This window comes from Anseongella ginsenosidimutans, assembly GCF_008033235.1.
GTDB lineage: Bacteria > Bacteroidota > Bacteroidia > Sphingobacteriales > Sphingobacteriaceae > Anseongella > Anseongella ginsenosidimutans.
Genome location: NZ_CP042432.1, coordinates 3,064,821 through 3,087,009 on the forward strand (window position 1 = coordinate 3,064,821; position 22,189 = coordinate 3,087,009).

Here is a 22,189-nt window from a genome sequence, read left to right on the forward strand (position 1 = left end):
CAAAACTTTTTTCACTTACGCTCCTAAATCAACAAATCATGAAACAGAATGTCAAAGCGTGCATGGCCATGCTTTTTTGCTTGTCCTGCCTGAGCTGGGCCGCCAATGCCCAGCATGAAGTGAGCGGGAAAGTTACTTCAGCGGCCGACAATACACCCATTGCCGGCGTCGGCGTAACAGTACAAGGTTCCAGCATTGGCGTATCCACGGATGCTTCGGGAAATTATTCCCTGAACGTTCCTTCGGGAGACGTTACCCTGGTCTTTTCCTTTATCGGTTTTGCGACCCGTGAAATCCCTGTCAACGACCGCAGCCTGGTAAACGTGACGATGGAAGAAGATACCGAGCAACTCGAGCAGGTTGTGGCCATCGGATATGGTACTGCAAGACGGTCCGACCTTACCGGTTCAGTGGGAACCATCAATGCGTCCGAATTGGTTGACCGCTCCCCGGTAAGCGCGGTAAAAGCCCTTCAGGGAAGGATCGCCGGGGTAGAAGTTTTGAACAACGCGGCGGCTCCGGGAAGTTCGGCCCGGATCCGGATACGGGGTATCAATTCCATTAACACCGGTAAAGAACCGCTGGTAGTGGTGGACGGGATCATCGGAGTGGATCTTAATATGGTGAATCCCAATGATATTTCTTCGATCGAAGTATTGAAAGATGCATCGGCTACCGCTATTTACGGCGCCCGCGGCGCCAACGGCGTACTGCTGGTCACGACTAAGCGGGGAATTGCCAATGCCAGCCAGCTGACTTACAGCGGTTTTGTATCGGTAGGCGCCCGGCAGCGCAGCGTTCCCAGCCTCAATGCGGCGCAGTACATGGAAATATATCACAGGGCCTATGACAACGCGGAGAAATATGATCCTACGGGTTATGCCCAGGGAAAGTACACCAAGTTTGATCCCGCCGACTTCCCCCTGCTGTTTGATGCCAGCGGGAACCCCCTTTACGATACCAACTGGGAAGATGAGGTGTATCGAACGGCTATCTCTAACAGCCATACCATTGCCCTTCGCGGCGGCAGCGAAAAGACCCGTTACAGCCTTTCCATGGGTTATACAGGCGAACAGGGAATCATGATCAATTCCTGGAACAACCGCTTTACCGGCAAGGTAACTGTAGACAGCGATGTAAAACCCTGGCTGACCATAGGCGGAAGCGTTATGGGTGTGCGGAATAAACAACACGTAATAGACGATGCCAACGGAGCGCTGAACATGCCCCGTTTGGTGACCGAAATGATCCCGATCGTCCCGGTAAAGTACCCTGACGGCACCTGGAGCAAGAACAATGATTTTTATTCGTCCGCCGAAGGAGATAACCCGGTTCGCGTAGCGCAGGAAAGAGGAACGGACAGGATCACCTCCCAGCTTTACGGAGACGCTTACCTGAATTTTAAGCTCGCTCCCGGACTTGAACTCAAGACTCAGTTCAGCGCATTGCTGGATGACGATAAGAATAATTTTTACTCCGGCAGGGAATTGCGTAACCTTTCCGCCGACCAGCGGGGCGTGGCCAGCGTAGGGATAGAAGACCGCACCTACTGGCAAAGCGAGAATTACCTCACCTGGACAAAAGAGATTGGCGATCATTCCATTACCGGCCTGGGAGGTTTATCCTGGAGCCAGGATCACTACGAGAGCCTTTCAGTCCGGGCGGAAAACTTTCTTGATGACTTTTTCCAATGGAGGAACCTTCCCGCCGCCGGAACCATCGCCAAAGGGGATATCGGGAGCGGGATCAACGAATCGCAGCTGAATTCCTACTTTACGCGCTGGAATTACAGCTATAAAAGTAAATACCTGCTGACTGTTACCGGCCGTTATGATGGTTCATCAAAATTCGGAAAGAATAATAAATACGCCTTTTTCCCCTCGGCGGGGATCGCCTGGCGTATCTCTGAAGAAGATTTCATGCAAAGCGCCCCAGGCATCAGTAACCTGAAGATCCGGGCCAGCTACGGGCATACCGGCAACCAGGAATTAGGTTCCTATGCTTCACTGCAATTCCTTAGCACCGCCAACGTGCTGTTTGCCAACGGCCTGCAAACAGGTTTGTTCCGCAGCAGCTTCGGAAACCCGGATTTGAAGTGGGAAACGACCAAGCAAGCCGATATCGGGTTGGAAATGGGATTATGGGATGACCGTCTTTCCCTGGAGGTGGATGTTTACCACAAACGTACCGACGACCTGTTGCTTTCAGCGCCGCTGCCCTGGTCAACCGGGCTGGACGGGGTAACGCGGAACATCGGATCTGTAGAGAATAAAGGTATTGAAGTTTCCATCAGTTCATTGAATATCAGCCGGGGCGACTTTACCTGGAGTACTTCCATCAACTGGGCGTCCAACCGAAATGAGATCGTACAGCTGGCTAATAATAACGCCGATATTTTCCCGGGGCCGTGGTTCCTGGGCCAAACCAATATCCTGAGGGTAGGGCATCCCATCGGTACCATCTGGGGCAAGACCCGCCTGGGAACCTGGAGTACGGAGGAAGCCGAAGAAGCGGCCCGGTACGGACGGCTTCCGGGTGACCTAAAGCTGGCGGATTTGAACGGCGATACTACTATAGACGGAGACGATGAATCAATTATCGGCCGCATGTATCCGAAATGGGTAGGCAATATGTCTAATGAGTTTACCTATAAGAATTTTGACTTGTCATTCGATCTTCGTTTTTCTTACGGGAACGATGTCATCAATGCGACCAAACATTCTGCGGAAGACCGGCAGACCCTGACCAACAGTTATGCGACGGTAATGGACGCCTGGAGGCCCGACAACCAGGATGCCATGATTGCGGAAGTAAGGGCCTGGGGAACCTATTATACCACCAATATCGACAGTTGGTGGGTGGAAGACGGTTCTTTCCTGCGGCTGCAGAATATCGTACTAGGATATAATCTTCCTGAGGCAACTTTGCAGAAAATGAATGTGCAGCAGTTCCGTGTCTATTTGTCCGCACAGAACCTGTTCCTGGCGACAGATTATACCGGATATGATCCTGAAGTGGAAACCTACGGCTTTTCCCACGCGCAGGGGCTCGACTTTTACCCTTACGCGAAGCCGCGGATCATTAATTTAGGCGTAAACGTTACCTTTTAAATCCAGAAATCATGAAAAAACTAGTATACTGTACCGCACTAGCCGTGACGGCCTTGTTCATGAGTGCGTGCGAATCCTTCCTGGACGAGGAACCGGGCTCGCTTACCACCGATGCCAGCCTTACCAGCAGTGAAGTTGCCCAGGCCTTCGCTAACAGCGCTTATACCGAAATAGACGTGCTGGCCCAGGGCGCAGGCGGATGGGGCGGCAATACGCTCTCCTTCCTGGAGTTTATGACCGGAAAAGCAAGCGGTGTGCCCCAGACCGAGGCATTTAAATTCAATCAACTTACGTACGATGCCGATGCTTTCTATATCGGCGATTACTGGCGGCGCTTTTACCGCGGTATCCAGAACTGCAATATCGCGCTGGAGGAACTAAGCGAGTTTCCCGGCCTGGATGAAGGACAGCGTAAAAACTGGCTGGCCGAAGTGCGGACGCTCAGGGCCTTTTACTATTTTTACCTCGTGAGGATGTTCGGCGATGTGCCGAAGGTTACGGAGAATATCTCTGACCTGGGGCAGATAGAAACGCCGCGATCACCGGTGAAAGAGATTTACGATGAGATCATTATTCCTGATTTGCTTTTTGCCGAAGAGTCTACGCTTCCCTGGAGAGATGGCACGGGCCGGGCTTCGATGGGATTGGTCAAAGCCTTGCTGGCAGACGTATTTCTTACCTATGCGGGTTATCCTGTACAGGGCGGCGAACAGTATTATACCGAATCGGCCAGCCGTTCCGCGGAACTCATTGAAGAAGGCGGCTATTCCCTGTTCCCGGAATATGCCGACCTGCGTGATCCTGCGAAAGAAAATAGCGGCGAACTGGTCTTCCAGGTGCAGTATGACCAGGAAAACCGGAATTCCGGGCTTACTCCTGTATGCCTGCCGCTGGGCTTCGATATTTCCACCGCTTATGCTGACGAATACGGCGGGCTGGTTCCCACCGAACAATTTGTGGATAGTTATGCCGCCGGCGATAAGCGCGCAGAGGAAAAGCAATTTTTCTTTACCTTTTATACGCCCAACCGGACCAACGCTTCCCAGGTAAACCTGGGAGCGCCTTATATTTATAAATACTATCACAAACAGGCCGTGGACGGGGACGCCAATTCACCAGTTAATTTCACGGTTTACAGGCTCGCAGACGTGATGCTGATGTATGCTGAAGCATCTAATCGCGCCGAAGGCAGCCCCAATGCCCAGGCCCGTCAATATGTGAACGATATTCGCGGCCGGGCCGGCCTGGCGCCGGTCGGCGCCCTTTCAATGGATGCTTTTGAAAAGGAGGTTTGGTCGCAGCGTAATTTTGAGTTGTGCTACGAGGGAAAAATGTGGTTTGATATGATACGCACCCGAATGGTGAAAAACGATGTAAGCGGTGAATGGGAAAATTTCGTGGGCCATACTACCGTATTTGACGCCACTTTCCAGGAAAAGCACCTGCTTTTCCCCGTTCCCAAGCGGGAACTGGATAATAATTCTGCGCTTAGCCAGAATCCCGGATTCTGAGAGCTGGCATCGCAGCACAGCAAAAAAATGCTTCCGTTTCCCAAGTGGTGCGGAAGCATTTTTTTATATTGGCTGAGAAATCAATTCCTCGTTATATGCGCAAGATACTTACAAGCGGGTGGGTTCCTTTGCTGGGGCTTTTTCTCCTGGCGGGTGAAAACGGCGCCGTGGCTCAGTCCCGTGGAGAAGACCTGACTGCCTTTGTTGACCCCTTGATAGGTACCGCTCATTGTCGCTGGTTTCATTTCGCGCCGGGTTCCCTGCCTTTCGGGATGGCAAAGCCAGGGCCTGCCACGAACGGGCACTATGGCAATCCTTCCGGCTGGGAAGCTGTGGGTTATGACTACCGGCATGAATCTATTGAAGGCTTTCCGAATTTTCATGAATTCCAGGTAGGAGGGGTAGTTTTTGCTCCGGTCACCGGCGAACTGGAAACGATTCCGGGCAAACTGGAAAATCCGGACAAGGGGTACCGGTCCCGTTTCAGCCGGGAAAACGAGGTGGCTACGGCAGGCTATTATTCTGTGTTACTCGACGAATACCGGGTGAAAGCCGAAGTGACGGCCACTCCCCGCGTAGCTTTTCACCGGTACACTTTTCCCGCTTCCCAAGCGTCTCATATTCTTTTCGATATCGGCAATCAACAGGGCGAAAGCGGGCCGGTGAAAGACGCCCGGGTTTACCTGACCCCGGAGGGCAGGGTAGAAGGCTTTGTGACCACGCTGCCGGCTTATGTGCAGAAATACCAGCCCGGCGCCGAAGTGAGTATGTACTTTTCGGCTGTCCTGGATAAAAAACCTGTAGCCTACGGCGTGTTCAGGGGAGAGGAAATTTACAAGGGCCGGGAAGAACTTTCCGGAAAGGGCGCAGGTCTTTACCTTAGTTTTTCCACCGCCGAGGGAGAGGCCGTTACGATCAAAGCCGGCCTGTCTTATACGTCCATTGAAAATGCACGTCTTAACCTGGAAGCAGAGGCTAAGAACCTGGATTTTGACGGGGCTCATCAGCGTGCCAGTGATACCTGGAACAGCTACCTGGGCCGCATCCATGTGGAAACGCCGGTACGGGAAGATAAGGTGAAATTCTATACGGGCCTGTACCATGCGCTGCTGGGAAGAGGGCTTGCCAGCGATGTGAACGGAGCCTATCCGAAAAATGACGGCAGCATCGGGCAGATCCCCCTTGATGAGCAAGGCCGGCCGCTCTTCCACCATTATAATACGGATGCCATGTGGGGCGCTTACTGGAACCTGACCCAGCTCTGGGCGCTTGCCTACCCGGAATATTATTCAGATTTTATAAAAAGCCAGCTGCTGGTGTATAAGGATGCCGGCTGGCTGGGCGACGGCATTGCCTCCAGCAGGTTTGTATCAGGAGTCGGCACGAATTTCATGAGCCTTGTCATTGCCAGCGCGTTTATGTGCGGGATCCGGGATTTTGACATAGAACAGGGCTACCAGGCTGCCCTTAAAAATGAAACAGGCTGGGAAAACCGTCCCCGCGGCGCCGGGAAACTGGATGTGGATCGCTTTGTAAAATACGGTTTTGTGAATCACCTGGACCAGGCGGACGGCCCGGACGAAGCCTGGCGTTTTTCCGGTTCTCATACGCTTGAATATTCTTTCAGTTCCTTTGCGGTAGCTCAGTGGGCGAAATTGCTTGGAAAGGAAAAGGATTATGCCGAATTAATGCGTTTATCAAATGGCTGGGAAAAAATCTATGATCCTTCCACCGGTTTTATGCGTCCCCGCTATGCAGACGGCAGCTTCCTGGAGAACTTTCGGCCGGAAGAGGTTTGGCGTGGTTTCCAGGAAGGAAATGCCTGGCAGTACACTTTCTTCGTGCCCCATGAACCCGAAAGCCTTGTTGAAAAGTTAGGCAGGCAGGAATTCAATTCCCGCCTGGACAGTATTTTTACCGTTTCCCAAAAAGCGATCTTTGGCGGCGGCAGGAATATTGACGCCTTTGCCGGCCTGGAAGGCCTGTATAATCACGGCAACCAGCCCAACCTGCATATTTCATGGATGTTCAATTATTCTGGCAAGCCTTCCCTTACCCAAAAATGGGTTCGCGCTATCTGTAATGAATTTTACGGTACCGAAGGCGTCCATGGTTATGGTTACGGACAGGACGAAGACCAGGGCCAGCTTGGCGCCTGGTACGTAATCTCTTCCATTGGCCTGTTTGACGTAAAAGGCCTCACGGAAACCGAACCCCGTTTCGGCCTGGGCAGTCCCTTATTTGATAAAGTAACCATCCTGCTGAACCAGGACTACTATAAAGGAAAAAAGTTCGTCATCGAAACCCGCAACAACAGCCCCCAAAACCAATACGTCCAGTCCTTCCACCTCAACGGCAAAGCCCTCCAAACCCCCTTCATACCCTTCAGATCAATCACCAAAGGCGGCAAGCTCACCCTGCAAATGGGAGAAACCCCGAAAGACAACTATAAAAAGTAAGCCCGGACCCCCCTTTGTGTACCGTCCCACCAGCCCAGAACCAGGTCTAGTTCTGCTCCTTGTCCTCTTCGTTGAAGAAAACGAACTGATTGTCGAACATGTCCAGTTTGATCTTTGCGTCTTTCTCGATCTTCCCGGCAAGGAGCTGCCTGGACAATTCGTTCATGATCTTTTTCTGGATCACCCGCTTCAGCGGGCGGGCGCCGAACTGGGGGTCGTAGCCCAGCTGGGCAAGCCAGTCCAGGGCTTCCTCTGAGGCGGAGATATTCACACCCATTTCGCGGAGGGTCTTTTGCAGCTGCTGGAACTGCATGCCCACGATTTCCCGGATCTGCTCCCTGTCCAGGGGGCTGAACATGATTATCTCGTCGATGCGGTTAAGGAATTCAGGCCGGATGGTTTTTTTCAGCAGCTCGAAAACCTGGTTGCGCGTGGAAGCCACGACTTCATCTTTATTGCCCTCGTTTATTGCGGAAAAGCTTTCCTGGATAATCTGAGAGCCGATGTTGGAAGTCATGATAACGATACAGTTCTTAAAGTCGACCGTACGCCCCTTGTTATCGGTGAGCCGCCCGTCGTCCAGTACCTGCAACAGGATATTGAATACATCCGGATGAGCCTTCTCTATTTCATCGAGTAATATTACCGAATAAGGTTTACGCCGGACGGCTTCCGTAAGCTGGCCGCCTTCGTCATAACCTACGTAGCCCGGAGGCGCGCCCACAAGGCGGGAGACCGAGTGACGTTCCTGGTATTCGGACATATCTATCCGGGTCATGGAATGCTCGTCGTCAAAAAGGAATTCGGCCAGTGCGCGGGCAAGCTCGGTTTTGCCAACACCCGTTGTTCCCAGGAAAATGAAGGAGCCAATGGGCTTTTTCTTGTCATGCAGGCCGGCGCGGCTGCGGCGAATGGCATCTGCCACCGCTTCAATAGCTTCTTCCTGGCCGGCAACCCTTTTATGCAGCTGTTCTTCAAGGTGAAGCAGCTTTTCACGTTCGCTGGCTACCAGCCTGGTTACCGGGATCCCGGTCCAGCGCCCTACTACTTCGGCGATGTCTTCAGCGGTTACTTCTTCCTTCAGCATACGGGACTGTTCCTGTATGCCTACGAGCTTGGAGGAAAGTTCTTCCAGGGATTTTTCCGTTTCCGGGATAAGGCCGTATTGGATCTCGGACGCCCGGCCAAAATCACCGTTGCGCTTGGCCTGCTCCATTTCTATTTTCAGCTGCTCAATTTTGCCTTTTTGTTCCTGGATGGCTTCCACTACATCTTTCTCGGCCTGCCATTTGGATTTCAGTTCATCCCGGTCTGCGGAGAGATTTGCGATCTCTTCATTTAACTGGTTCAGTTTTTTTTCATCCTTTTCTCTTTTGATCGCTTCCCGCTCTATTTCCAGCTGCATGATCCGGCGTTCCAGTTCGTCCAGCTCCTCAGGTTTGGAGTCCATTTCCATACGCAGCCTGGAAGCTGCTTCGTCCATCAGGTCAATGGCCTTGTCCGGAAGGAAACGTTCGCTGATGTAACGCTGTGAAAGCTCCACCGCGGCAATAATCGCCTCGTCGCGGATCCGCACCTTGTGATGATTTTCGTAACGCTCTTTCAACCCCCGGAGAATGGAAATTGCGTCTTGGGTATTCGGTTCATCCACCATTACCCGTTGAAAACGGCGTTCCAGGGCTTTGTCCTTTTCTATGTATTTCTGGTATTCGTTCAACGTGGTGGCGCCGATTGCGCGCAGTTCCCCGCGGGCAAGGGCGGGTTTTAAGATATTTGCCGCATCCATCGCGCCTTCGCCTCCGCCTGCGCCAACCAGGGTGTGGATCTCGTCTATAAAGAGAATGATCTGTCCGTCAGACTGGGTGACTTCTTTTATCACCGCTTTCAACCGCTCTTCAAACTCTCCCTTATACTTGGCGCCTGCAACCAGGGCGCCCATATCCAGCGAATAAACGATCTTGCTCTTCAGGTTTTCAGGGACGTCGCCGTCGATGATACGATGCGCGATGCCCTCGGCAATGGCCGTTTTACCTACACCTGGCTCGCCCACCAGCACCGGGTTGTTCTTGGTCCTGCGGGAAAGGATCTGGATTACCCTCCGGATCTCCTCGTCCCGGCCGATGACGGGGTCGAGCTTCCCTTCGCGGGCCAGTTCGTTCAGGTTCCTGGAGTATTTCTCCAGGGCGTTATAAGTGGCTTCCGCATTCGGATCGCTTACCCTTGAGCCGCCCCTGAGTTCAAGAATGGCTTTTTTCAGGTCCTTTTCGTTCACCCCCTGCTCTTTTAAGAGAAGGGCGGATTTATCATTACCGGTTAAAATACCCAGTAATAAGTGTTCGATGGAAATGAAGTCATCCTTGAATTCCTTGAGATAGGACTGCGCCTTCTGTACGACCTGGGCCGATGCGCCCGAAAGATATAATTCGCTGCCGCTTACCTTTGGCAAGCTGTTTATCTGTGCATCCAGGGCCTGGTTGAGCCTTTCGATATTGACATTCAGCTTTTTCAGTAGGTAGCTGACCACGTTCTCGTCTACTGAAAGCATTCCTTTCAGCAAGTGCGCAGGTTCAATGGCTTGCTGCTGGTTTCCCAGCGCTATTTCGGAAGCCTTGTTAACAGCTTCCTGCGCCTTGATCGTAAAATTGTTTAAATTCATGGTATTGTTTTCATCACAAAATCTCTACCATGCTTTAAAAAGAAGGGGTTGTCTGAAAATTTGTCTGGTTATTGTCCCCAGGTTTCGGGGCTTTTGCGCCAATTTTTCAGGGTCTCTACATCCTCCTCCAGAATATATCCATTCTGAACGGCTTTCTTTAACAACGCATCGTAATTGGTCAGCGTAAAATATTTACAGCTGGCATTTTTGAGGTTTTCTTCAGCTACTGCAAAGCCGTAACTAAATACCGCTACCATCCCCGCTACATCGCATTCGGCCTCCCGCAAAGCCTTCACGGCCTGCAAACTGCTCTTTCCCGTGGAAATAAGATCTTCGATCACTACTACCCGCTGCCCGGAGTTCAGATCGCCTTCTATCAGGTTCTGCCTGCCGTGTTTTTTTGGCTCGGGGCGTACATAAACAAAGGGAAGCCCAAGGTCCTGGGCTACCAGCACACCCTGGGGAATCCCGCCTGTGGCTACGCCTGCTACCAGGTCAACTGCTCCGAATTCTTCGTTGATCACGTGCGTTAGCTGCTGGCGGATAAAGGTCCGGATGGGTGGATACGATAGCGTTACGCGGTTATCGCAATAAATTGGCGACTTCCAGCCGGATGCCCATGTAAAAGGATTGGACGGTTGTAATTTAATTGCTTTAATTTGTAAAAGAAACTCTGCAACCAATAGTGCAGTCTCATTTTTCTCTGGCATGGCGCAAATCTATAGAATTTACGTGAACGATAAGCGGATAATCATCACCTCCGGCCTTAAAAAAGCATATCATCCTGATTGTAAAAAATTACAGAAAAAAAACTGTATTCTGTGTTAGCCGGTATGATCAATGGAAATGATTCAGCAAATTTCGTGCTACTAACTGCTTCTCCCGATAAAATAATGGAAGACCTGAAAAAGAGATTGACCTATATCGAAGCAGGCGGCGGCCTGGTAAGGAATGAACAGGGTCAGTACCTTTTCATTTTTCGCCATGGCAAATGGGACCTTCCGAAGGGAAAGCTTGAACCAGGGGAGACGCCGCCCGAAGGCAGTCTGAGGGAAGTGGAAGAAGAGTGCAGCATCACCGTTAAACGTATAACAGAACCACTCACACCAACCTGGCATGCTTATGCCCTGAACGGGAATATTACGCTGAAACAAACCTTTTGGTACCGGATGGAAGCCGGCGATTACCGGCAAATGAAGCCGCAGCTGGCCGAAGGGATCACAGAGGTAAAATGGTTTTCCGCTGACGAGCTCGATGAAGTAAGAAAAAACACCTATGATCTGATCCGGGAGGTAATAGGAGACCACCTGGTTGAGGTATAGCAGAGGTATTGAATACGGAGGTGCAAAAGAACGCGAAATGGCATTAAAACCAGGCTCGGGTAAAAGGCAGGCTCCGTTTATTCAGTCCTTGCACCCGCCGGGCAGCTATCGCGGCAAGACCGGTTATTGCGCCTTTAGAATAGCGAGCGCCTGCTCCGGTATGAATTGGTTCACGTCGCCGCCGTACCGCATGACGTCGCGTACGATGGATGAACTAATGGCCGAATAGCCCGGATTGCTTAGAATGAAGACGCTTTCGATCTCCGGGCGCATTGCATGGTTCATCTGGGAGATCGCTTTTTCATATTCAAAGTCGGAGGAGCTGCGAATACCCCGGAGAATATAGGACGCGCCTATCCTGGAACAGAATTCTACGGTAAGGCCTTCATAACTCACCACTTCCACTTTCTCTTCCCCTGCGTACACCGCGCGGATCATTTCTTCCCTTAATTCCTGGCTTAGCAGCGCCTGTTTATTGCTGTTTAATCCGATGCCAATGTAGACCTTGCTGAAAAGCGGCAGTGCGCGGGCAAGGATATCTACATGTGCAATGGTGATCGGGTCAAAGGAGCCCGGAAACAGGGCGATTTTTTCTTCATTCATGGTCTTGGACGTGATCTTCTGACGCGTCTTCAAAAAAACTGAAACCGGATTGCCCGTATTGCCTTTTCTCCCGGAAACCCGGCAGGTTGCCGGTGTTTACCAGGTTGGAATGCTCAACGATGAGGCAGCCGTTTTTCTTCAACATCTTTCTTTCGAATACGGTGTATACAATATCGGTAAAATTATGCAGATCGTAAGGAGGATCAGCAAAAATGAGATCGTACCTGCCTGTATCGGTTTTCAAGAACCGGAATACGTCAGCGCGAACTACCTGGAGTTCGGACACCTGAAGTTCCTCCTTCACTTGGTTCATGAAACTTACGCTTGAAAAATTACGCTCTACCGCCACTACTCCCGGGCAGCCGCGGGAAATAAATTCGAAAGAAATATTTCCCGTGCCGGCGAAGAGGTCCAGTACCTGCAAGCCGGCAAGGTCATAGCGGTTTACAAGGATATTGAAAAGCGCTTCCTTTGCCTTGTCGGTGGTAGGGCGGGCCGGGATCTTTCCGGGGGGCGTCAAACGCCTGCCACCGAATTTACCGGAGATTATCCGCATGATTCCAGGTTGATAAGCGAGTAAAAATAATGCTGAGGCACATCGTATAAACGCTTGCTATATTTAAAATTATTGGGTAATTCGCAAAAATCAAGATGACGGAAATACGTGTGCAGTTGCTTGTACAGCCCGGATGTTTCGTCGATCACCCCGGATAAAAGCAGGTTTACCTCCGCCGGGTCAAGACCTGCCTGCTTGCATACAAACAGGGGGAAATAAATAAACTGCTCCGGGTTCTCAAAACAAAAGCGGTTATAAAACTGGAGCTTTCCGTTCATCAGGAAAGCAATTTCCATATACTGGCTTTCCACATGAAGGCAGAGAAAGCTTTGTTCCGCCTTCTCATATTGGCGCTGCAGGCCGGTAATGAGTGGCCCGCCTTCATGGTACAGATATGCCTTACCGAAATCCTTAGTCAGCGCCTGGTGTTCTTCTTTGCTGAGCGCGGATAAGAGGCGGGCGTTCAGCGTCTCTACCGGATTGTTTACAATGATGTCTCCCGGGGCTTTAAACGCAGTTTGAAACAGGGTATGCGTTTGGCTTTCATCGTAAAGATCTTCCGGTATCAGCAGGAACTGGCCTGAACTGAACATAAGACGGGTAACTCCGAATACTTGTTTAAGAAGGTCGTCTTCTTCCACGTAAGGCTGAATATTTATGGCCTGCCCGGTAGATCGTGCATCAAAAAGCGCAATGAACTTACCCTGGGAAGGATCAAAAACGTTGTAGGAGAAACTATTGCCCGTCAGCCGGACATTCAGATGGTATTGCTTTGATTGACGGAGCCGGTAATTGTTATCGACCAGTTTTAAATAATTGCTTTCCTGCATACTGCCCGCAAATCTAAGAATTTCTTCCTAACATAATTTTTTGGCAAGATCCGAATAAAAATCGAGGGAGCCGGGGTTTCGCATGGCCGCGCGGTTAGCGGCTTCGGCCGAAGGCTTTCCCATCAGGATCTTTTTTACCGGAGTTTCCATTTTCTTGCCTGAAATAGTAAAGGGGATGTCCGGGACGGCAATGATCGCATCGGGGACATGGCGCGGAGAAAATTCTTCACGGATAATTCGCTTAATGCGTTCCCGGAGTTCATCCGTAAGGGAAACGCCTTCCTTCAACAGAACGAAAAGTGGCATATAATCCCCGTTTCCGGGTCTTTCCAGGTTTACGATAAGGCTTTCCCGCACTTCTTCCACCTTATCCATCGCGCGGTATATTTCGGCGGTACCGATACGGACTCCCTGGCGGTTCAGGGTGGCGTCCGACCGCCCGAGCAGCCGCACTCCTTTATGTGGCGTAATCTGCAACCAGTCTCCGTGCCTCCATACGCCCGGGTAGGTGCTGAAATAACTTTCAAGGTAACGTTCATGACGTGGGTCATTCCAGAAATATACAGGCATGCAGGGGAGGGGAACGGTCACCACCATTTCGCCAACTTCATTTTCGAGCGGAAAACCTTTTTCATCGTAAGCTTCCATACTTACTCCCAGGCAGCGGCGCTGGATCTCTCCGTCGTAAACAGGTTCCCAGGGGCAGCCACCTACCCAGGCTGTACAAACATCGGTTCCTCCGCTCATGGAACATAGCCATACATCTTCTCTTATCTGTTCGTATACGTAACGAAACGCTTCCGGCGGAAGCGGGGAGCCGGTGGAACCGATGGAGCGAAGGGACATCAGCGGGTACTTTTCACGAATATTAAGACCTGCTTTCATGCATGCAACCAGGAAAGGGGCGCTGGCGCCGAAATGGTGTATGGGAGCTTTATCTGCAAGTTCCCACAGCGCTTCCAGGCCAGGATAAGCCGGGCTGCCCTCGTAAAGTACCGCGGTTGCACCTGTTAATAGTGAAGCATGCACGAAATTCCACATCATCCAGCCGGTGGTGGAATACCAGAAAAAGTTCTCTCCCGGATGAACATCGTTGTGAAACGATAGATATTTCAGGTGTTCCAGCAGCATTCCGCCGTGTGAATGGGTAATGGCTTTGGGTGTGCCGGTAGTGCCGGAAGAATACAATATCCAGATCGGGTGGGCAAAAGGAACCGGCGTAAATTCCAGCGGGCCGTGCTGCATCTGCATGGCTTCTTCCCATAGGGTGACGCCTTCCGGGCGGGCGCTGTCTTCCCGCCCTGGAAACGGAACCAGAATTACCTTATCAACTGTCGGAAGGGACTTTCTGACCTTTTCAAGGACGTCCAGCCGGTTGAAGGGGCGGCCGTTGTAGGTGTATCCGCTTGCCATGATCAGTATCTTTGGGGATATCTGGCTGAAGCGGTCAATAATACCTTCGGCTCCGAAGTCAGGTGAGCAGCTGCTCCAGATAGCGCCTACAGACAGCGTGGCGAGCAGGCCGACACTTGCCTCGGGGATATTGGGAAGGCAGGCAGCTACCCGTTCTCCGGGGCATAATTTTGCTTTCCGGAAAAAAGCCTGAAGCGCCCCGGTTTGGCTTTCCAGTTCTTCCCAGGATACTTCCTTTAAAAGAGTGGTTTCCGAACGGTAAAGGAGGGCGGGCCGTTCCTTTGTTTTGTTGCGGAAAATATGCTCGGCATAATTGAGCGTGCTTCCGTCAAACCAGCGGGTATGCGGCATGGGTTCGGAGGACATCACTTCCCTGTAGGGAGTATAGGATTTTATATTAAAATATTTCCAGATACTCTCCCAGAAATCCGCCGGGTGGCTGGTTGACCATTGCCATAAGGAATCGTAATCCCGGAAATTCAGGGAATAATTCTCTTTCAGCCAGCTGCTGTATCGGCTGAGATGGGACCGTTCCCTGAAAGATGGGGAAGGGATCCATATTTTTTCAGGCTGGTGCATAATGGAATTCTTTAATCCGTATTCGGCTTAACCGGGCAGCTCCAGTGATCCCTGTCCTGCTTTCTCTTCGACCTTTTGGATATAAGCGGCCGCCGTAATGTCACCTGTGACGTTCAGTACCGTCCGGGACATGTCCAGGATTCGATCTACGCCGTAAATAAGCCCGATCGCTTCTCCCGGTACGCCGATGGATACCAATATCGTGACAATGACCGGCAGGGAGCCGCCTGGAACGCCTGCCGTGCCAATGCCGGCTAAAATACACAGGAAAACCACCGTGATCTGGGATGTAAGGCTAAGATCTACATTAAAGCACTGGGCAAGGAAGAGAACCGTGATCCCTTCAAACAAGGCTGTGCCATTCTGGTTGGCCGTACTTCCTATGGTCAGTACAAAGTTAGCGATCGGTTTGGGGATCTTCAACTTTTCAATACTTACGGCAATAGCGGTTGGCAGCGTGGCATTGCTGGAACTGGTGGAGAAGGCGGTGATCATTACCTCTCCGGTCTTGTTAAAGAATTTCAGAGGACTGCGGCCCGCAAAAAATTTGAGGATCACCGAATAGGTAACAAACTGGTGAATGGCCAGGGCAGCCAGAACGATAAGGACATATTTCAATAAAACCAGGAGAAAGGAGGCGCCGACATTCACAGTAAGGTTAAAAAGAAGCGCTGCGACCCCGTAGGGCGCCAGGCGCATGGCATACCCGATGATCTTGATGACAATTTCATACAAACCTTCAAAAAAAGCTTTTACGGGAGCTGTCTTTACAGGATCTACCGAAGCCATCGCGATGCCGAAGATCAGGGCAAAGAACATCACTGCAAGCAAACCGCCTCCCATATAAGTGGAATCAAAAGCGCGGGTCATGTCTTCCAGCGGATTTTTGGGAACAATATTGGTCAATACATCGCCTACGGTGCGTTCCTGGGCATAAGCAGCGTTTTTGGCGGCAGTTTGGGAGTCGTCCAGGAATTCCTGGGTAAGATAATCGCGGGTTTCCGGGGTAAGGCTGTTGCCTGGTTCAAACAGGTTAACCATGGCAATCCCGATGAACACGGAAATGGAGCTGACTATTAAGCTATAGGCCAGCAGACGCAGTCCGATGCGGCCAACCCGCTTGAGGTCGCCTATTTCGGCAATCCCAAGTACCAGGGCCGATAATATCAGGGGAATTACGGTCATGAAGATCAGCCGGAGGAAGATCTGGCCAATGGGCTCCACCCATTTTACAATGGTGTCGATGGTTTCCTGATCTGAAATTGTTTGTTTGACAATGACTCCCGCCAGGATGCCGATGATCATTCCCAGCAGGATACGGGTGTGTAAAGCAGGTTTCTTTAGTTTGGGCATAAATCCATTATATTGATTGGGGCCCCAATTTAGGAAAAAATTTCAACCGCGGTAGTTAAAGCTTTACGAAGCGCGGGCTCATGGAGCCAGGTGGAGATGTCGTTTTCCCGCGCAAACTGCAGGATGTTTTCAGTAGCCATGTTGCCGGTAAGGGTATCGGCAGCCATGGGACAGCCTCCGTATCCTTTCAGCGTCCCGTCGAAGCGGCGGCAGCCGCAGTCCCAGGCTGCTTCAATTTTCTCTTTCCAGTTATGCGGGCCGGTATGCAGGTGGGCTCCCCATTCCACATCCGGAAAAGCAGGAACAAGCAAGCTGAAGAGTTGACGGATGCTTTCCGGCGTAGCTACTCCTACGGTATCAGCAAGGGAAATGGTAGTAATTCCCATGGAAATAATCTTTTCCGCCTGCTCAAGGACCAGTTCCGGACTCCAGGGGTCCCCGTAAGGATTTCCGAATCCCATGGAGAGGTAGATCACCAGTGACTTCTTTTTGGCCAGGCATAGTTCCAGGATGCTTTCCACCCTTTCCATAGATACCCGGATGCTGCTGTTGGTATTGCGTTCCTGGAAGGTTTCCGATACGGAAAGCGGGAAGCCGAGAAAACTGATCTGTTCCTGGGGTACCGCCTCCCTGGCGCCGCGTTCGTTAGCCACGATGGCCAGCAGGCGGGTAGGAGAGTCGGCGGTACGAAGCAAGCGGAGTACGGCTGCCGTATCCCTCATCTGCGGGATGGCCGCCGGTGAAACATAACTGCCGAAATCGAGCGTGTCAAAACCAACTTCCAGCAGTTGATTCAGGTAGCGTGCCTTGACGGCGGTGGGAATAAAAGTTCCGATCCCCTGCATGGCATCGCGGGGACATTCAACTAGTTTAAAGTTTTTAGTTTTTAGTTTATGATTTTGGGTTTCCAGCTGTTGATTTCAGTTTTAGCGCGTTAATTCAGCTTCTTTTTTTAATTCCCGGTCGAAAACAAAGGTTCCGAAGGGTATCAGGGAAGAGATGAATCCGCGGCTGGCTTTAAAAATGGTCCACTTCCTTTTAACGCTCACTTCCAGGAGGGCAAACATAAACAAGATAAAAAGCAGGCCGTGAACCCAGCCGCCGTATTTGACCACTTCTGGCATACCGGCGAAATACTTCAGCGGCATAGCCACGAACAGCAGGAAAAGATAAGAAATGCCTTCTGCAATGGCAATCAGGCGGAACCTTCCGAGGGCAGTAGCTAAAAATGTATTCATAATGTGTCTCTTTCTTCGGTAATGCCCCTTTTCCGGTTTACGGGGCGAATAATGAGGCGGATACCCCGGTCAAAGCTAAAGTAATTCCAAATCCAGTTGACAAAGACCACCATTTTATTGCGGAAGCCCACCAGGGTCATCAGGTGAACGAACATCCACACGAACCAGGCAAATAACCCGGCGAATCGTACGTAACCAATATCTACAACGGCTTTGTTACGGCCAATCGTGGCCATGCTCCCTTTATCAAAATAGGAAAAAGGCTCCATTTCCCCGCCGTTGATCAGCCGGATAATATTTTTTGCCAAATGGCTTCCCTGCTGCATGGCCGCCGGCGCCACACCCGGATGCCCGTTGGGAAATTCTTCCGTGACCATTGCGGCTACGTCGCCAATAGCGAAGACATCCTGGTATCCTTCTACCTGGTTGAACTGGGTAACCTTATACCGGTTTCCCCTCACCAGGGCGGCGGGATCAAGGCCCTCAAGGGTTTTACCTTTTACGCCTGCCGTCCAGATCACGTTATAGGATTCGAATTTTCTGCCGGTATGAAGGGTCACGGTTTTGCCGTCATAATTTAGCACGCGGGCGTCCAGCCAGAGGTTCACGCCCATGTCCTTTAAGAATTTTCCGGCCTTGGTACTGGCATTATCGGACATGGAACTGAGTAATTGCGGGGTGCCTTCAACTAAGTTGATCTGCATTTTGCGGAGATCAAGGTCCGGGTAATCCTTGGGCAATACGTGGTTTTTCAGTTCCGCCAATGCACCGCAGATCTCCACCCCGGTAGGGCCGCCCCCAACCACCACAAAGTTCATATGCGCTTCCTGCTCATTGATGCTGTCTTCCAGCAGGGCCGCTTCAAAATGCTGAAGGATAAGGCTCCGTAGATCCAGGGCCTCGGGAACTGTCTTCATGGGCATAGTCATTTGCTCCATTTCCTTGTTCCCGAAGAAATTGGTTTCCGAGCCAGTGGCAAGTACCAGAAAATCATAATTAGTATACCCGATAGAAGTTTGGATCAGCTTCTTCTGCGGATCAACGGACAATACTTCGGCTACCCTGAAGGTAAAGTTCCGCTGATTCTTGAATATCTTACGAAGGGGATATGCAATGGAATCCGGTTCTAAGCCGCCGGTAGCTACCTGGTACAGCAGGGGCTGGAAGGTATGGTAATTATGCCGGTCAAACATGATCACCTGGACTTCTTTGTTTCGGAGCTTTTTAGCCAGGCTGATGCCGCCAAATCCACCGCCAATTATGACGACTTTCGGAAATGAGTTTTCAGGGAGTTCAATAGTCATGCGCTAATTACTTCTAACCGCAAAAATGCATTATTGTTTTCTAAATAACGCACCGGCGATATGTACAACGGAAGCGAATGCCGCCTGGCTCTCCCTCCTAAATTACAAGGCCGGAAAACCATCGAATTAGCTTTCCGGCCCCGTAAAACAGCGTATATTTTTTCAGACTGTTTTTACAGCTTCGGCTTCCGCTTTCTCTTCCGCAGGCTTCTTCTTAATGAATTCCACCACTACCGGTGTTGCCACGAAAAGAGAGGAATAAGTACCAAAAATGATACCAATGAGCATGGCGAAAGAAAACCCTCTCAGTACTTCGCCGCCGAAGATGAAGAGAATGACCAGCACCAGCATGGTACACAATCCGGTGACGACCGTACGGCTAAGGGTACTGTTCAATGCGTTATTGATAACAGTAGGCAGGGATTCGTTTTTGCTGTGATGAAGCCCCATGTATTCCCTTACGCGGTCAAAGATCACGATCGTATCGTTGATCGAATAACCCATTACCGTAAGTGCGGCGGCAATGAACTGCTGGTCAATATCCAGCGAAAACGGCAGCCACCCGTCGAAGATGGTAAAGATGGCCAGCAGCACAAGCACGTCATGGGCAAGTGCTACCAATGCGCCCATACCAAACTGCCAGCGTTTGAATCGCGCCAGCACATACAGGAAGACGCCAATCAGGGCCAGCAATACCGCGTACACGGCCGATCTTTTTATGTCGCTGGCAATGGTTGGGCCAACTTTCTGAATGCTTTGGATAACATAATCAGGGCCGACAGCCTGGAGGCCTTCTTCCAGTTTCTGGCGGGCTGCGGATTCAGCGGTTGCACTTGCACTATCAATCAGGTAGGTGGTCGTTATTTTAACCTGGCTGAAGTCTCCATACGTTTTTACTTCCGGCTCCGCTCCGAACTGCACTTCCAACGCGTTTCTTACATCATTAGTGGAAACATTTTCATTGAAGTCCACCACGTAAGTCCGGCCGCCCTTGAAATCGACACCGAGGCTGAAACCTTTAACGAACATGGATACCACTCCGGCAAGAATGATCGCAGCGGAAATGATGTAGAACTTTTTCCGTCCGGCGATAAAATCGAATTTGGAATCGCGGAACCATCTTTCCGTTAATTTAGTAGAGAAAGTGACCTTCCTTTCCTTGCTCAGCAGCGTTTCAAAGATGAGGCGGCTGATAAAGATCGCGGTAAACATAGAGGTCAGGATGCCGATCACCAGCGTAGTGGCAAAGCCCAGGATGGGGCCGGAGCCGAAGATCCAGAGAATGATCCCTACCAGCAAGGTAGTGACATTGGAGTCAATAATGGCGGAATAGGCATGCCTGAAGCCGTCCGGGATCGCCTTTTTCAGGCTTTTCCCCAGATCAAGCTCTTCTTTGATGCGCTCGTAGATAAGCACATTGGCATCTACCGCCATCCCGATGGTGAGTACGATACCGGCAATTCCGGGCAAAGTGAGTACGGCTCCCCATGCGGCAAGTACGCCCATGAGGAAAAAGAGGTTCACCAGCAGCGCGATATTGGCTACCCAACCGGCCCTGGCATAATAAAATACCATAAAAACAAGTACCACCACAAAACCCACCAGGGAAGAAATAAGCCCGCTCTGGATAGATTCCTGGCCAAGGGTAGGGCCTACGATCGCTTCTTCCACGATCTTGGCTGGAGCAGGCATACGGCCGGCCTTCAGCACGTTGGCAAGGTCCTGGGTTTGTTCAACGGTAAAGCTTCCGCTGATCTGCGAAACGCCGCCGCCGATCTCCGAAGCTACCCTCGGTGCAGAATAAACCACTCCGTCTAGCACAATGGCTACCGATTTATTATCGTTCTCGTTACCGGCAACACCTGCAGCTTCCGCAGTAATACGGCGCCATTCGCGCGCGCCTACGCTATTCATGGACATAACCACTTCCGGCTGCCCGTTCTGGCCGAAGTCACTGCGCGCGTCGGAGATCACATCACCTGCAAGGGCCGGGCCCGCATCGCGGCCTGCCGCTTTAAGGACATAAAGCTGGTAGGTATTATTTTCATCGATCGGGTTAACGCTCCAGGCGAAGACCAGGTCGGAAGGGAAATTAGCTCTTATCGCGGGCATGGACAGGTACTCCATTACTTTGGCAGTATCCCGCTGGGAAGCATAGCCTATTGTGGGTCCGGGAGCAGGCACCTGCTGTCCGGCCTGGCCGGTCATGATAGCCGGTGAAAGAACGGCAAAAAGCGGGTTCTGATCGGCAAACTCGGATGCCAGGGCTGCCGCATTGCCCGTATCGCTGGCGGTACTGTCGGAACCTATCTTCTCAAGCAGTGACAGCGCCTCTTCATTTCCCGCGGTATCGCTTTCAGCTCCGGTTGCAGGGGAGGCCGCAGAAGAAGTGTCGGCCGTTCCCGGCGCATCGCCGGTGTTTTCCTTGTCTAATTCCAGTATTCCCGCCAGGCTGGTATTGGCCGCCATCAGGGAGTTGATCACTTCGGAATTATCATAGGTTTTCCAGAATTCCAGTTTTGCCGAACCCTGCAGCAGCTTTCGCACGCGTTCGGGATCGTCTACACCGGGAAGCTCCACGGCGATGCGGTTATTCCCTGCCTTCTGCACATTCGGCTGGCTTACGCCGAACTTGTCCACACGGGTACGGATAATATTGAATGCGCGTTCAAACGCGCCGTTTGCTTCCTCGTTCAGGAATTGCTCTACCTGCTGGTTGGATGAATTGAGGTTGATCCTTGCCTGGTTCTCCGGGGTGGCGAAAATTGCGGATAACTTGCCGTTCGGTGCAAGGGACTCGTAGGCATCCACAAAAAGCGACACAAAGCTTTGCTGGCTGTTTACCGCCTGCTTCTGCGCTTGCTCAAGCGCCTGGTTAAAGGTAGGGTCTTCACTGTAATTGGCCAGCGCCCTTACCAGTTCGGTCAGGGACACCTCCAGGGTTACGTTCATTCCGCCTTTAAGGTCAAGGCCCAGGTTAAGCTGGCGTTCCTTTACTTCCTGGTAAGTATATTGGTCAATTCCCAGGTCATACACCACTTCGGTGGACATGGAGTCCAGGTATCTTTTCTCCAGTTCTTCATTACCGTTGGCATGTATTTCTGCCTTCTGCGCTACTCTCCAGGACACATAGGTAAATGACAAAGCATATACACAGGCTATCGCGAAAATAATGGCCAAGAACCTGATAGCTCCTTTTCCTTGCATAGTTTGGTTATGTTTAAAGTAAAAATCTTGACAACGTTAAATTTTTAA

Annotated in this window: 15 protein-coding genes; 4 read left to right on the forward strand and 11 right to left on the reverse strand. The window is 51.3% G+C overall.

Translation table 11 applies throughout. From position 1 onward, the window contains the following. The first annotated feature begins 38 nt into the window (after window positions 1-38). From FRZ59_RS12655 to FRZ59_RS12665, 3 genes are all read left to right on the forward strand, one after another. On the forward strand, window positions 39-3,110 hold the full coding sequence (locus tag FRZ59_RS12655) for a SusC/RagA family TonB-linked outer membrane protein (protein WP_132128810.1): 3,072 nt from the start codon (window positions 39-41) through the stop codon (window positions 3,108-3,110). An 11-nt stretch (window positions 3,111-3,121) separates the two neighbouring features. Further along, complete coding sequence (locus tag FRZ59_RS12660; protein ID WP_132128811.1) at window positions 3,122-4,621, forward strand: RagB/SusD family nutrient uptake outer membrane protein; 1,500 nt, start codon at window positions 3,122-3,124, stop codon at window positions 4,619-4,621. 95 nt (window positions 4,622-4,716) lie between these two features. Continuing rightward, a complete protein-coding gene (locus FRZ59_RS12665) occupies window positions 4,717-7,080 on the forward strand; it encodes a GH92 family glycosyl hydrolase (protein ID WP_132128812.1) in 2,364 nt (787 codons plus the stop codon). A 46-nt stretch (window positions 7,081-7,126) separates the two neighbouring features. Here the strand turns inward: FRZ59_RS12665 and clpB are convergent, their stop codons facing one another. After that, window positions 7,127-9,736, reverse strand: a complete 2,610-nt coding sequence (gene clpB, locus FRZ59_RS12670) for an ATP-dependent chaperone ClpB (protein WP_132128813.1) — start codon at window positions 9,734-9,736, stop codon at window positions 7,127-7,129. A gap of 68 nt (window positions 9,737-9,804) precedes the next feature. Beyond that, window positions 9,805-10,446, reverse strand: a complete 642-nt coding sequence (gene pyrE / locus FRZ59_RS12675; protein WP_132128814.1) for an orotate phosphoribosyltransferase — start codon at window positions 10,444-10,446, stop codon at window positions 9,805-9,807. A gap of 111 nt (window positions 10,447-10,557) precedes the next feature. On the opposite strand from pyrE, the gene FRZ59_RS12680 reads away from it, so the two are divergent. After that, window positions 10,558-11,058 carry an NUDIX hydrolase gene (locus FRZ59_RS12680; RefSeq protein WP_147698336.1) on the forward strand — a complete coding sequence of 167 codons (501 nt, stop codon included), beginning with the start codon at window positions 10,558-10,560 and terminating at the stop codon, window positions 11,056-11,058. Window positions 11,059-11,181: 123 nt separating this feature from the next. On the opposite strand, the gene coaD is transcribed toward FRZ59_RS12680, so the two are convergent. From coaD to secDF, 9 genes are all read right to left on the reverse strand, one after another. After that, a complete protein-coding gene (coaD, locus tag FRZ59_RS12685; protein WP_132128988.1) occupies window positions 11,182-11,661 on the reverse strand; it encodes a pantetheine-phosphate adenylyltransferase in 480 nt (159 codons plus the stop codon). After that, the gene (locus FRZ59_RS12690; protein ID WP_132128816.1) at window positions 11,654-12,217 is read right to left on the reverse strand and encodes an RsmD family RNA methyltransferase; all 564 of its coding nucleotides are present in this window, start codon (window positions 12,215-12,217) and stop codon (window positions 11,654-11,656) included. The genes coaD and FRZ59_RS12690 overlap by 8 nt, the downstream gene beginning before the upstream one ends. Continuing rightward, window positions 12,208-13,047, reverse strand: a complete 840-nt coding sequence (locus tag FRZ59_RS12695) for a DUF3822 family protein (protein WP_132128817.1) — start codon at window positions 13,045-13,047, stop codon at window positions 12,208-12,210. The genes FRZ59_RS12690 and FRZ59_RS12695 overlap by 10 nt, the downstream gene beginning before the upstream one ends. A 27-nt stretch (window positions 13,048-13,074) precedes the next feature. Continuing rightward, complete coding sequence (locus FRZ59_RS12700) at window positions 13,075-15,039, reverse strand: acetoacetate--CoA ligase (protein WP_132128818.1); 1,965 nt, start codon at window positions 15,037-15,039, stop codon at window positions 13,075-13,077. 27 nt (window positions 15,040-15,066) lie between these two features. Then, a complete protein-coding gene (locus FRZ59_RS12705; RefSeq protein WP_132128819.1) occupies window positions 15,067-16,392 on the reverse strand; it encodes a dicarboxylate/amino acid:cation symporter in 1,326 nt (441 codons plus the stop codon). A gap of 29 nt (window positions 16,393-16,421) precedes the next feature. Then, entirely contained in the window at window positions 16,422-17,237 is an 816-nt protein-coding gene (locus tag FRZ59_RS12710) for a hydroxymethylglutaryl-CoA lyase (RefSeq protein WP_132128820.1), read from the reverse strand. 81 nt (window positions 17,238-17,318) lie between these two features. Continuing rightward, window positions 17,319-17,630, reverse strand: coding sequence for a DUF3817 domain-containing protein (locus tag FRZ59_RS12715; protein ID WP_132128821.1), 312 nt, complete (start codon window positions 17,628-17,630; stop codon window positions 17,319-17,321). Next, the gene (locus FRZ59_RS12720; RefSeq protein ID WP_132128822.1) at window positions 17,627-18,934 is read right to left on the reverse strand and encodes an NAD(P)/FAD-dependent oxidoreductase; all 1,308 of its coding nucleotides are present in this window, start codon (window positions 18,932-18,934) and stop codon (window positions 17,627-17,629) included. The genes FRZ59_RS12715 and FRZ59_RS12720 overlap by 4 nt, the downstream gene beginning before the upstream one ends. Before the next feature lie 162 nt (window positions 18,935-19,096). Continuing rightward, window positions 19,097-22,141, reverse strand: a complete 3,045-nt coding sequence (secDF, locus tag FRZ59_RS12725) for a protein translocase subunit SecDF (protein ID WP_132128823.1) — start codon at window positions 22,139-22,141, stop codon at window positions 19,097-19,099. Window positions 22,142-22,189 lie beyond the last annotated feature (48 nt).